Origin of the sequence: Pedobacter antarcticus (assembly GCF_900112985.1) — a bacterium.
Lineage (GTDB): Bacteria > Bacteroidota > Bacteroidia > Sphingobacteriales > Sphingobacteriaceae > Pedobacter > Pedobacter antarcticus.
In genome coordinates this window covers 157280-171323 of sequence record NZ_FONS01000004.1, presented here as the reverse complement: position 1 = coordinate 171323, position 14044 = coordinate 157280, and the positions used below count along the sequence as shown (strand labels likewise).

Sequence of the window (14044 nt, the reverse complement as noted above, 5' to 3'; positions counted from 1 at the left end):
CATTAACCCGGAGAATAAGAGTTTAAACCGGGTTATTGCCATGGGAATCTACTTTAGCTATTCATCCCTGAGACATTTTACCGGGCTTAAATGAGCCGACTTTACAGCCTGCATGCCAACAGTAAGCCAGGAAATAGCAACGGCTGCCAGACCCGCAGCAACGAAAAACCACCACTGCAGTTCGATTCTATATGCAAAGCTATTTAACCAATACCTGGTTAACAGGTAACTTACAGGAATTGCAGTAACTACTGCTATAAGTACGGGTCTCATAAACTCACCGGAAAGTAGATATACAATATTCCATTCGTTGGCTCCCAAGACTTTTCTAACGCCGATTTCTTTCATTTTACGTTCGGCTGTAAAAGCTGCCAAACCAAATAATCCGAGACAGGAGATAATCAGGGCAAGACCTGCAAAATACCTTGACAAAACCGAGATCCTGTTTTCAGCGACATACTGATTTTGAAAATCCTGATCAAGAAATCTGTAATCGAGTACATAGCCAGGATTATACGTTTGATAAAAGTCCTTTAATGCTTGAATAGTTTTACGCTGCTGACCGGCTTCTAACCGTACAAAAATCCGATTTGATCCGGTAGCTTCGTACCGAAAAAACACAGGCTTTACTTCCAGTTGTAAAGATTCGAAGTTAAAATTTTTGACTACACCAGCAATTTCATAGTCTTTGCCCCATAATCTAAAAATCTTACCGACAGGGTTTTTTAATCCCATAGCTTTTATACCGGCCTCATTTATCAATATTTTGTTTTCCTGCGAACCATATTGGGCGGAAAAACTACGGCCTGCAACCATTTGCATGCCGAGTGTTTCAATTAGTCTGTCATTTATCCCTGCGTTTTGAAATTTAATCACTACACCAGGATCACGATTTTCCCAATCAAAATCACCAGTTGTAGAACCAAATTCACCCAAAAAATCTCTGTCCATACCAGACGCCTGACTCACCCCGGGAACCTTACGTACCTGTGTTAAAAAATTAACGACATTATTTTTCACGTGTCCCTCTGCTTCAAAATAAATAACATTGTCCTTTTGGTATCCCAATTTATGATCCTGAAGAAATTCGATCTGTTTATATACAACCAGAACCACAACAATCAAAATGACAGATAATGTAAACTGGAAAATAACCAATCCCCTTCTCGTCCAGATTGCACTGCTCGAAAATTGCAATTTTCCTTTCAGCGCCGTAGATGCATTAAAGCCAGATAAATAAAAAGCAGGATAACTTCCAGCAAGCAGACCGGTGAATAGTGTGATAGTTGCCAGGATCAACAGCAGCGGCAGATCAAATACAAGCCTCAATGACTTATCCGTAATCTGATTAAACTGAGGTAGAAAAAGTTCTGCTAATACTAGCGCAACAAACATAGAAATTAACGTCAATAGCAGTGATTCTGCAAGGAATTGATAAATTAATGCAGACCTGCTTGCCCCCATCACTTTTTTAACCCCCAGCTCTTTCATTCTTCTGGAAGCCCTGGCAGTGGATAGATTCATAAAATTCACACAAGCGATAAACAAAATAAATACCGCAAGCAGAGAGAAAATACGTACATCATCTATACGGCCACCATGCTGTTTACCATTTTCATATTTATCATAGAGATATGCATCACTAAACTTGCGTACAAACATCTTTCTAAACTTAACTCCCTTCGATGCCAAGAAATCTTTAATTTTCGCATTAAAAGAATCGATATTTGTCCCTTCCTTGAGGGAGACGAATGTACTTGGTCCGTAGTTATTCCATTCCTTATATATTGGTGCAGAGGTAAATAAGGCTTCTATAGGCAAGACAAAATCGAAGTGATCAGAAGCATCGGCTGTGATATTTTTAAAAACACCCGAAACCTGCACCTTGGTTTCATTTTTCATTTCAGGGTTACGCCAGATCACTTCCTTTCCGATAATATCCAGGCTTCCGAATATTTTTCTGGCCAAATCTTCAGATAATACGATTCCGTTTGGATTTTTCAATACCTGGTCGGTATTTCCTGTAATAACAGGATAATTGAAAAAGCTGAAGAAATTAGGATCGGCAAATTTACCTGCTGCTTTAACGCCTGCGGCCTGTCCGTAAACGATTTTTGTTTGTGCTAACCAGTACGTAGGAGAAGCAGTTACAGCATCCTCCACCTCAGGCATTGCTAACTTAAGCCCTCCGGCTGTTAGTGCAGATTGATCGGCAGATGTATGAATACCCTGTGATGTAATCTCATTAACCATAACCTGGTAAATACTTGAATCCTGAAACTTATCTTTTTGTATTTCGTCATTAACCCACAAATAAATAAGAAGCGCACAAGCCAGCCCGGCGGATAATCCTGCAAGATTAATAAAGAAAGAAGTTTTATATTTTTTAAAAGTGCGGTAAATTAAAAGGAGCTGGTGTCTAAGCATAACATTCTAGTTTATACCGCCCTTTACCAATGGCGTGCCATTAAAAAAAACACTGCCTTTGAAACAAATAACGCCATTTTGATAACCTTATGTTCATTATTGAACAATCGGTGTCCATGGCTGAACGCTGGGTCCGGTAAAGCCAATATCCGTAAAAAAGAGAAGGCTGTTGATTAGACAGCCTCCAAACACAAACACACCTTATTAATATTAAACCAAAGTAAAATCATTATGTCGTATTGCAGAATTAAAATACCCTCTCATTTTGACCAGATTACAAAAAATCAAAGGTTGGTTCTATTTTAAACCTGCGAAAGCTCTTTGAACAAGCAAACCAGCCGTGACAAAATAAATAGTCTTTAACTTGATATTGAAACAAACATATTAAGGTAAGCCCATCTAATAAAATAATTTACATGAACCGGGTTATTCTAAGGGTCAACCTGCCGTTTTGCAGATTCTATCAGATAATGAGGAGGATTTTTGACCATAAATTCACAAGATTGGTTTAGTATATGCCAATTCAATTTTAAAATACAGGTATTCTAATCAGCACTGCCGTACCTTGCGCGGTATGACTAATATCAATTCCCCCATTCATATTTTTATCTCTGGACAACAGTGTCAGCCGTTCCCGACTGATCTGAGTAGATAAGGAATGATGAGGCGAGTTTCCTTCTTCAGGATTAACAGACAATCCAGCTCCATTATCTGTAACCTGAACTTCCAGCATCTTACCTTGAAGTGAAAATCTGACGGTTATCTCTCCTCCCTGCTTTCTGGAACTGACGCCATGAATAATAGCATTTTCAACAAAAGGTTGAATTAACATAGGCGGTACATACAATGCAGATGAATCCAGATCTTCAGCAAGTGTGATACAATAAGTGAAAGCATAATCAAACCTCATCTGCTGTAGACTGAGATAGTTTTCCAAAGTGCTTATTTCTTCCTCGAGCGGCGCCATCTCATCTCGGGACAGTTCGAGGGAACTTCTTAATAACTTACTAAACTGACTCAGGTATTTCAATGCTTTACTTTTTTCGTCAAAACGAATCAGACTTTGCAAAGCAGCCAGTGTATTGAAAATAAAATGGGGTTCCATCTGCGTTCGCAGTAAGCGCTGGTTGAGCATCGCTTTTTCATTTTCGGCTTTCAATTTCCGCTGCCGTTGAATAAAATATAAGAGGATAAAAAAAGTAATTCCCAGTAATGCGGTCAATCCAGTGATGATCAGGTAAAATCTATTCCGTTGAAGGCTGGTGTTTGTCTCCCCAACTTTGAAATTTAACCGCGAAATTGATTGGTCTTTTGACTGTAGCTGATAAAGTGCGGACATTTCAGCAAGGGCTCTTGCATTCTCGTTTTCGTATAATTCGCGATACTGTCTGACTAGTTTCTGCTGTAATCCAGAGGCTGCTTTTAAATTATTTGTTGCGAGCAGGTAACCGGCCTTATTTTGACTATATAAAATAAGATTATTCTCATCTAGACCATCGGGAAAACGGCTGATCAGTTTCTCGCAAAGCTTGAGGTAATATTCGGCGCTATCTAAATTACGTGCTTTAAGGTGGATTGCAGAAAGATCTGCGTAACTATTGAACAAATTCCCACTAAGCCGGCCCTTACTTAAGTCGCCATTAGTCTTTGCATCCTTAAGATCAATATTTCTTCTATACTGACTGTATAAAAGTGCAGAGTCCATCATATCCTTATGCTCGAAATAGGAAGCTTTACGATCATACAGAAATCTTGCTTTATTGTGATCCGGCGCATGATGGTAAACTTGCTCCATTTTTTGGATATAGTGATATAATGAGTCCGAATTGCCATCAGATTGGTAAAAATAAGAAGCCATCTGACTGTAAGCTCTGAACCAGGCAGAATAATCATCTGGTAAACCAGGGAGAATTTTTAATGCCCTTCTATTCATTTCAACCGCGGTGTCATATTGCCGGAGTTTTTGTGCAGATTGTGCCGCTGCGAATAGAATCTGCACCTGTTGTCTGGGCTTTAAAGTTCCTCCATTTACTGCTATTAATAAACGAGCCGCCCGTTGGTAGTAATAATTTTCCTGCTGAATCAAATGCCTGACCATAGCTACATTCCCCAACCCAGAAAATAAAAGAATTTTTTCGGATTCGAATCCCTGCTGATTTTCCATCAGCGACCAGGCTTGCTGCATATGATGTTCTAGCGAATCCTGCTCATCCATTCTAAAATATACACCGGCAATATAGTAATGCAACATAGACTGCATTACAGAATCCTGATAGTAAGGCTGTTGCTTGAGCAGACCGCTCCAATAAGCTAAATGTGTGGCAATAGGGCGTTTATCGTCCTGAAATTTTAAAGCATCTGCTTTAAGCCTAGCGAGTACATCGATTCTATTTGCATCTTTTGCCGGAACGGCCTTCTTTTGCTTACAGCACAACAATCCGGCTGACAATAAAACGATAACAAAAATACTGAAATTACATTTCATCAGTTTAACTTTATCAATCTTTGCAGAACGTATTCCTTTCGGCGTATCGAAACCGGTATTTCCATCTGATTCTTCAACAGAATCGATCCGGATTTAAGATATTTATCTATAAATGCGAAGTTTACTAAAAAGCTTTGATGGGGTCTGAGAAAGAATTGCTCAGGCAACAGTTCATCATAAAATTTAAGGGGTTTAGAAATCATTAACTTTCTGTCATTAGTCAGAAAAAACGTTGTATAGCTTCCTTCACTTTTACAGTATATAATTTCTTTAAGCTGCAGTATCTGAATAAATTCCATCGTATGAAGGACTAGATGGCTGTCTGGCGTTTCTGGAAGTAAATGACTCTTTAAAGCTATTTTAACCTGAGTATCCTGACTAATATCCTTTGCCGCGATATTTCTCCTAACCTTCTCCAGTGCAAGTTTAAGTTCATCCTCGTCCATTGGTTTCAAGAGGTAGTCCAGCGCACCGTATTTGATAGCCTTAATCGCAAAATTGTTAAATGCAGTCAAGAATATTAACTGAAAATCAATATCTTCAAGCTGATTAAGAATGTCAAAAGCGTTGCCATCGGGTAACTGAATATCCATCAGTACCAGATCGGGACGGAGGCTGGTAATCATATCCAGCGCTATAGGTAATCTGGACGCACAGCCGACCACTTCAATATCAGTTTCCTGGCTTAGGAACCATTTTATTTCTTTAATAATGGCGGTCTCATCTTCAATTATCAGGGTACGTATCATCTCTTAAGCTATACTACAAATTCGTGCCTGAAAATTAGACTAATTATTGCAGGTTTTAAAGAAATACGAAACAATCATTTCAATCAATTCATAGTAGCATTATCCTTGATAATTTGATACAGATCTGCAGCCCCACCATCAAAGCGGGTTCCATTCACGAAAAATGTTGGCGTCCCATTGACTCCGCTCCTGGCGCCACTCTCAAAATCGGCCTCAATCTTATCCACTGCGTCTTTACTCCTTAAATCGCGCTCAAAAACCTCGGTATCCAATCCTATCCTTTCTGCCAGCCCTATCAGATGTGTTTCGTTCAGACTGTCCTGATTGGAAAAAAGCAAATCATGCATTTCCCAATATTTCCCCTGTTTTCCTGCTGCTTCAGCAGCCAATGCAGCACCATATGCAAATTTATGAGCGTCTTTCAACGGAAAGTTCCTAAATGTTAGACTTAATACAGAGTTAAACTGATCCAGCATCTCTTCTAAAAGAGGTTCAGCATCACCACATGCAGGACATTGAAAATCTCCATATTCTACAATTTCAAGCTGAGCTTTTTTATTACCCCTGGTATGGTCCTGCTCGCTGATCTCAGGTTTTAATTGTGTTGACATAATTTATGTTTTAAAAATTAACTATTAGATTTATTCAGTTTTCCAATTGCCTCAAGTACTCCGTCTGCGCCCGGGTTAATTTCATCAGGAGAAAGGTAGGACCAGTTAATTAACCCCTGTTTATCGACCAGAAACAACGCTCTCTTACAATACCCGGTCTGTTCATCAAAAACCCCATAAGATTGTGCAACAGCACCATTTGGATGAAAATCGGCAAGCAGGGGGAATTTCACCTGATGCGCATCTGTATACGCTTTATGACAAAACATACTGTCTACTGAAATTCCGAGTAAAATAGTATCTTCTTTATCAAAAATGGATTTCATTGCGCTAAATACGGCTATCTCATCACCGCAAACAGGACTCCAGTCTGCCGGGTAAAATAACAGCACAACATTTTTCCGACCCTTGAAGTCACTGAGGGAAACCGGATTGAAATCGGATGACTGCAAACTGAAGTCTGGTGCTTTTTCGTTTTGTCCTAACATAAAATTGAATTCTATCAAATGGTTAAATCTGACAAAATAACAAACGTGGACGGGCAAAGTTTGCCGGTGTATTAATCAGCCTGCAAGCTGGGGAATAATCAACTTAAAACAAGTGTATTCCGAGTTGGAATCTACAAGCAGGTGCCCGCCATGTGCATGGGCGATCTCTTTAGATATATAGAGTCCAAGTCCAAGTCCGTCTTTACTCTTGCCCGTTTCAATACGCGAAAAAGGTTCAAAAAGTCGCTCAAGCTTACTATCGGGAATTTGATTTCCGGTATTGATTACTTCAAGATGAAATTTCTGAGGGTCGGAAAATGCTTTTACAGTAACTACAGACTCAGCGGTACTATAAGTGAGCGCATTTCCCAGCAGATTTGAAAATAGCTGTGCGATTCTTTTGCCATCGCAGTGAACAGCATAGTCCAGATCGTAAATTGTCTCAATCTTCCGGCCGGGCCAGATCATATTCAGTTCACGGATAACTTCATCAAGATCTTCTCTGATCTTTTCGTTACGTGTGGCATCCAGTGTAATTCCGTCACCAAGCCTGCCTCTGGCGAAATCGAGTACATTCTCAATAAGTCCGGTAATGCGGTAAGAACTATCCTTAATTACATTCACCAGTTTAAGGTCGCGCTCTTTTAGTTCGGACCGTAACAGTAGCTGGGCGCCGTTTCTGATAGCACCAACCGGGTTTCTGAGATCATGTCCCAATATAGCTATAAACTGATCGCGAAGCTCCGAAGTTTTTTGTGCTTCTTGCAGACTTATTTCAGTAATTGTCAGTTCCTGTAATGCATGAAGGTGAAAAGCAATCAGGTCTGCGAATAACTTAAACATTCCCATAACCTGTGGCGTATCGAGAATTGCAGGCTCAGGATCCAGTGAGCACAATGTACCGAAGAAACTGCCATCTTTTGTGATAATAGGTATGGAAATATAGCTTTGAAAACCATACATTTTCGGTGTGGCGTGATCTGCGTAATGCAAATCATTAGCTACATGATTAATGACAACCGGCAATCTTGACATTTGAATTTCATTACAGATGGTCGTTTCAATCTGCAATTCATCGCCTGGCTTAAGACCGAATAGAATTTCATCCCTTACCGCGCAAGTCGTCCAGCTGTCCGGTGTAACCCTGGCAATTGCTGCGAAGCCCATACCAGTAGTTCCGCAAATGACTTCCAAAATCTGATTGATTACAGGAATCTGATTTATTGCGTCGATATCTTTTTGTTTACTATCCAGCTTTTCCTCCAATTTTTTGTTCATAAGCCAATTAATATTGAAATAATTGAACTATACGAATATACGGTAATTTAAAATTAAATCAAACAGACCGGCACCGCAAGGCCGGCATTCACAGTATACTAATAGTTAATTATAATTATAGTATTAGTATAATAAAATTCAAATCACCTTCAGTGTTCCTTCAATATTCGTTCGGTAAGTATTGAAGGAACATTGAAGGAAGTACGAAGGAAGTCCGAACAAAATACGAAGAAACCATTAAGTTAACCAAAACAACATCAACGCAAGATATTTTAACCATTAATTAATAGCGATAAAACACACAGGCTTGAAATCAAAACTGCTATCTTCGCATTTTTACAATCTATAACCGGTGCGCTCTTGAAAAAAATAGTAAAAGTAATGGTAATCACCATTCTTTCAATCCTGGCAATTCTGCTTAGTATACCTTTAATCATTCCTGGAAAAATAGATCAGGAAGTAACCCGGATAATCAACGCTCAGATTGACGGTGAGATCAAATTTGAGAATAGTAATATTTCATTTTTCACACAGTTTCCCTCACTTACAATTAACCTGAACGGCGTATCCTTAAAAGGATCTGCACCCTTCAGACAGCAAGAATTACTGTTAGCCAAGAGATTATCTTTTGGCCTGAATATCCCTTCGTTATGGTCGAAACAGATACGGATTGACGAGATCTATGCCGATCATGCAAAAGTTAATGTCATGGTTGATGAAAAAGGGAATGCAAATTATAACATCTACAAACCAACCGGAAATACTGCCGCTTCAGATTCTACCTCATCAGGAACAGCGTTAAAAATAGAGGCTATTTATTTACTGAACAGTGAGATTAGCTATAAAGACGAGTCGATTCCATTCGAACTGAAGGCCCAAAACCTAAATTACCAGGGCAAAGGTGATTTTAGCAAGGATATTTTTGACCTGAAGAGCCAGCTTACTGCTGATCACATCGATATTTATTACAACCATGTTCCTTATTTGTTACATAAGAAGCTTAACGCTAAATTACTCACCAAAATCAACACGAATTCTCTGGAACTCCAGTTTAACGAAAACAATCTGATAATTAACTCGTTACCTATAAGCTTTATCGGGAAATTCGCATTTCTGAAAGATGGTTATGATTTGAATTTCAAAACCAGGGCTAAAGAAACAGATCTGGCTAATATATTTTCCGCCCTGCCTCCCGCTATGGCCGAACAGTTCAGCCGTACAAAAATTACTGGTTATGCAGAAATTTCGGCATCTCTTACAGGACAATATATCGCTGCAACCCAGCAGATGCCTTCTGCGACATTCAACCTGAAAATACGTGACGGATACATAGAAAATCCAAAGGTTCCTGTCCCTGTAACCAAACTGTCCTTGAATTTGCAGACACGGTTACCGGATTTAAATATGGACCGTCTGTTCATAGATATGGATAGCCTTTATTTTAATATGGGTAAAGATTATGTTGCTGCAGTCTTTAAGCTGGATGGATTAAAAGAACCTGTTTTGAAAACAGATACCCGTACCGACATCGATCTGGAAAAATGGTCCAAAGCTTTTAATATCGAAGGACTGGATCTGAAAGGCAGATTAGTTATGAATCTTAAAGCCGACGGAAAGTTCAGTAAAAAAGTGGTGCGGAGCGGTATTAGAAAAGTTGATACTGTATGGTCCACCGTCCCAAAGTTTTCACTCAGCTCCAGGTTTAGTAACGGTTATCTGAAATTCACTGCTCTTCCTGCGGCAATCGAGAAAATCAGTTTTAATATTACCGGGAAAAATACAGATGGGCTTTATCAAAACACGATGCTTTGCGTTAATGACCTGACTCTGGAAGCACTGAGCAGTTATATCAAAGGCGATTTTCAAATAAAAACCCGCCCCGATCTTCCTTTACAAATAAATTTAAAGGCGCTGCTGAACCTTTCAGATATTGCTAAGGTCTATCCCTTAACAGATCTGGAACTTCAGGGAACGCTAAACTTGGACCTGAGCAGCACGGGACCTTATAACCACGCTAAAAAACTATTTCCAAAAACAAGGGCAACACTTAAAATGGACAATGGTAGTATCAAAACTACGAATTTTCCTGAAGCGCTGACTTCAATTCAGATCGATGCACAACTGTCTAATACAGATGGAACGTTCCGTAATAGTAAGCTAATTATCAAACCCATTTCTTTCCTAATGGCAGGACAGCCTTTTATGTTAAAAGCAGCTGTCAGTGACTTTGAAAACATCCGTTATGATCTCAGCTCAAAAGGTAATATTGATCTGGGAAAAATATATCAGTTCTTCGCTATAAAAGGCTATCAGGTTAGAGGAAATATCTTTACTAATGTACACTTTAAAGGCTTGCAAAGTGATGCAGCTGCCGGCAGATTTACCCGCTTAAGCAATACAGGAACTATACGGATTAAACAATTAAATCTGCAGTCTGATCTGTTTCCAAAGGAATTCCGGATTTCAAGAGGAGATTTCTCTTTCACCAATGAACAGATGAAATTTGATGAATTTAAGGCCGTTTATGGCAGTTCAGATTTCAATCTTAACGGATACCTGGAGAATGTCATGAGTTATGTATTAAATGAGAAATCTAGCCTGAAGGGTATCTTCACTCTGAAAAGTAAAAAAATAAATGCAGATGAATTTATGGTTTATGCAGATCAAAATCCGGTAAAGCCATCCTCAGGATCAAATGGTGTGATTCTGATTCCGGAGAATCTGAATATACAATTCAAAGCCAGTGCCGGACAGGTCGTGTACAGCGGCCTTAAAATACAAAATGCAACGGGGACGATGGAACTGAATAACGGCGCACTTACACTAAAGGATACTGGATTCGATCTGATTGATGTAATGGTAAAAATGGATGCAACTTATCGCAGTACTTCACTTAAATCTGCCGACTTCAATTTTCATCTTTCTGCACAGGATTTTGATATTGCCAAAGCATACCGGGAGATTAAACTATTCCGGGAAATGGCCACTTCGGCTTCTTCAGTTAAAGGTATTGTCGGACTGGACTATCAGTTATCAGGCCGTCTGAACGGAGATATGTTCCCAGTATTGCCATCGATTAAAGGTGAAGGCGTACTTACCTTAAAAAAGGTAAGTCTGATGGGATTTAAAATGATTAATGCAGTGAGCAAAGAGACAAAAAGGGATAGTCTTAAAAACCCAAACCTTAAAGATGTGCAGATCAAATCTCGCATAGACCGCAATATTATGACCATTGAGCGTACGAAAATGCGCATAGCCGGGTTTCGTCCACGTTTTGAAGGTCAGATAAGTCTGGACGGTCATTTAAATATTAGTGGAAGACTGGGTCTGCCACCTTTTGGTTTATTTGGAATTCCACTAAGTATTACCGGCACACAGGAAAATCCGGTGATCAGGCTAAAAAGAAATAAAGACGGTAAACTTGAAGAAACAAATGATGATAATTAATTATATCTCTTGTTTTTTTCTTCCTGCCTGATACGGGCATTATCTATAGAGTGCGACTTGTGGATATCGTCATCCTCCTCTGCTTTATCTGAAAGGGTAGCGTAGTATTTATGGAGCATATCCAGCTCTAATTCAGTCAAATCTTCAATATCGACCATCCTGTTACTTGCATGTCGGCTGGCGGCGATAAGCTCATTTAATTTTAACTGAATTGCTTTGCTTTCTTTGTTTTGAGATTTCTGGATCAGAAAGACCATCATAAAGGTGACAATTGTGGTTCCGGTATTAATAACGAGCTGCCAGGTATCAGAATATTTAAATATGGGCCCGCTCACCGCCCATATTATGACTACTGCAGCTGCAATACCAAATGCCGTGGAGCTACCTGTGAAGCAGGTAATACGATCTGCTATTTTTTCAAACCCGCTGGATGTTTTAGATTTCATTTCGTGTGTTCGTTAGTATAATGAATGATGTCATTTTCGATCCCTAACAAGTCCGCACAAAATTTGTTTAAACGTTTTTTTTTAAAAAAATTCCAATTTTTCAGTCTATTCTCGCCTCTTTCCATCAAAAAGACTATAAAGGTCCAGCTGCTCCTCTACAGATCATTTCAGGCTTGGGAAGTTAATCCTGAGTGGCGACATCACCTGGTAAAAGATATAAAAAGAAACTAACCAGAAGGAGTGATATCACATTTAAAACAGTTGTTATGTCATACGCATATACATACGCCTGCGTACTGACCTCTCCGTTCAGACAATAGAAAAACACTCCTCCTACCAACCCGATTCCCAGCGCTATAGCTGTCTGCTGAAATGTGGAGAATGTACCTGCGGCAGCTCCAGACAAATGAACAGGAATCCCTCTGAGCGCCATTGTCATCAAAGATGGAAGTACTGACCCACAGCCTGTTCCATAAATAAACAAAACCGGGTAGATTATCCACCTGCTTATATCGGCCGACCGGAAGAACAACACGTGAAAAACAAGCGAAATCAGCATAATAACCACCCCGGTCTGTAATACCTTTTTCCCGTAAACAGGTATTAACCTAATTGCAAACAAAGAAGCTGAAACATACCCTGCTCCCTGCGCTACAAAAAAAACACCAGTCTCCGAGGAACTCATCCCAAATCCATTTTGAAACAGAAGGGCATTGATGAGAAAATAAGTATCCTGTACCAGAAAATAAAACAGCACTGCACAAAGACTCAGGTTAAAATCTGTAAATGCAAAAAGCTGCATGTTAATCAACCTGTCTACTCCGGCAATAGTTCCTTTACGTTGGTTAAAAATAAATACAATGAGCAGGATAACGGAAGCCCCGAGACCGAAAAGGCTCCACAACGGCCATCCCAATTCCCGGCCCCTGATTAAGGGGTAAATCAGACAGATTAAAGCTGAAGTGAGCAGCGTGACTCCCATATAATCGAATGAACCGGTTATTTGTCTGGGTGTATCTTCTAATTTCCTCCAGGCCAACATAACTGCAATCAGTCCTATTGGAAGGTTAATCAAAAAGATCAATCTCCAACCTGCTATGATCCAGTCTGTATCTGGCAAAACACCTCCCAGAAACTGACCAATAACTGACGCTGCACCGGCAATACTACCGAAAATACCCATTGCTTTAATTCGTTCCCGCTGTTCCGGAAAATAAAATTGAATATAAGCGATACTTTGAGGGATCATAAATGCGGCACTGACGCCTTGTAAAAATCTCGCAGTATTCAATTGTAATGCTGTCTGCGAGATGCCGCATAAAAGGGAGCTTAAGGTGAAAACGAACATTGCTGTAACAAAAACACGCTTTCGTCCGTATCTGTCACCTATTTTTCCCGCAGTAATTAAAAAGGCAGCATACCCAAGCAGATACAAAGCGATAACGAGCTGGATGTCACCTTCAGTACCATTAATTCCTTTCTGAATTGCCGGAATTGCTACGTTGACAATAAAGATATCAATTACTGCAAGAAACATTGCAGAAGAAACGATCAGCAGCGATATCCACTTGCTCTTTTGTATACTCTTCATAGATTTGGAACGGTTTTAACTAGATTGCAATCACAAATTTGCAAATGCGGAACTGTGTCTGCAAGTAGTTTGATAAACCGTACTAAGTATGAAAAATAATACTAATGCTGACGAGCAGGAATTTACAAATCAGGATTTTTCTGATATTGTCGAAAATAACTGTCCAATGACAAATACGCTTAAAGTTATTGGCGGAAAATGGAAGCTGTTAATACTTCATGCAATTATGTCCGAGTGTCCAGCGAGGTTTGGAGAGTTAAAGAAAAAAATGAAAGATATTACGCAGACCACATTGACCGCGCAACTGCGGGAGCTGGAACGCGACGGAATTCTTTCCCGTAAAATTTATGCCGAAACTCCCCCAAAAGTGGAGTATAAGCTTACGCCTTTAGGCGAAACACTCGTTCCGGTAATCAACACCATTATAGCTTGGGGAAATACGTATTGCAAAAGCAATTTGTAATAATTTGCAAAAAGATGAAATACAACCATCAATTAAGCATATGTGCAATTATAAAAAGT

At 39.6% G+C, this 14044-nt stretch carries 10 protein-coding genes; 2 read left to right on the top strand and 8 right to left on the bottom strand.

From position 1 onward, the window contains the following. Positions 1-57: 57 nt before the first annotated feature. The 6 genes from BM192_RS10505 to BM192_RS10480 all read right to left on the bottom strand — a co-directional run bounded on the left by BM192_RS10505 (position 58) and on the right by BM192_RS10480 (position 8038). Positions 58-2427: an ABC transporter permease gene (locus tag BM192_RS10505; protein WP_037444444.1), complete on the bottom strand. Its 2370-nt coding sequence runs from the start codon at positions 2425-2427 to the stop codon at positions 58-60. 529 nt (positions 2428-2956) lie between these two features. Then, entirely contained in the window at positions 2957-4912 is a 1956-nt protein-coding gene (locus BM192_RS10500; RefSeq protein WP_037444447.1) for a histidine kinase, read from the bottom strand. Beyond that, positions 4912-5661, bottom strand: coding sequence for a LytR/AlgR family response regulator transcription factor (locus tag BM192_RS10495; RefSeq protein WP_051760238.1), 750 nt, complete (start codon positions 5659-5661; stop codon positions 4912-4914). Before BM192_RS10495 ends, BM192_RS10500 begins: the two co-directional genes overlap by 1 nt. Positions 5662-5744: 83 nt before the next feature. Further along, a complete protein-coding gene (locus tag BM192_RS10490; RefSeq protein WP_037444449.1) occupies positions 5745-6272 on the bottom strand; it encodes a DsbA family protein in 528 nt (175 codons plus the stop codon). 17 nt (positions 6273-6289) lie between these two features. Next, positions 6290-6760 carry a redoxin domain-containing protein gene (locus BM192_RS10485; protein WP_037444452.1) on the bottom strand — a complete coding sequence of 157 codons (471 nt, stop codon included), beginning with the start codon at positions 6758-6760 and terminating at the stop codon, positions 6290-6292. A 75-nt stretch (positions 6761-6835) separates the two neighbouring features. Continuing rightward, positions 6836-8038, bottom strand: a complete 1203-nt coding sequence (locus BM192_RS10480; RefSeq protein ID WP_051760240.1) for a GAF domain-containing sensor histidine kinase — start codon at positions 8036-8038, stop codon at positions 6836-6838. A 360-nt stretch (positions 8039-8398) separates the two neighbouring features. Here BM192_RS10480 and BM192_RS10475 point away from each other — a divergent pair, with 360 nt between their 5' ends. Then, positions 8399-11485: an AsmA family protein gene (locus BM192_RS10475; protein ID WP_139218427.1), complete on the top strand. Its 3087-nt coding sequence runs from the start codon at positions 8399-8401 to the stop codon at positions 11483-11485. On the opposite strand, the gene BM192_RS10470 is transcribed toward BM192_RS10475, so the two are convergent. Together BM192_RS10470 and BM192_RS10465 are read right to left on the bottom strand one after the other, a co-directional pair. Continuing rightward, positions 11482-11931: a low affinity iron permease family protein gene (locus BM192_RS10470; RefSeq protein ID WP_037444455.1), complete on the bottom strand. Its 450-nt coding sequence runs from the start codon at positions 11929-11931 to the stop codon at positions 11482-11484. The two genes, BM192_RS10475 and BM192_RS10470, sit on opposite strands and share 4 nt — an antisense overlap. 181 nt (positions 11932-12112) lie before the next feature. Further along, positions 12113-13522, bottom strand: a complete 1410-nt coding sequence (locus tag BM192_RS10465) for an MFS transporter (protein ID WP_037444458.1) — start codon at positions 13520-13522, stop codon at positions 12113-12115. 88 nt (positions 13523-13610) lie between these two features. On the opposite strand from BM192_RS10465, the gene BM192_RS10460 reads away from it, so the two are divergent. Then, entirely contained in the window at positions 13611-13985 is a 375-nt protein-coding gene (locus tag BM192_RS10460) for a winged helix-turn-helix transcriptional regulator (RefSeq protein WP_037444461.1), read from the top strand. The last annotated feature ends 59 nt before the right edge of the window (positions 13986-14044 follow it).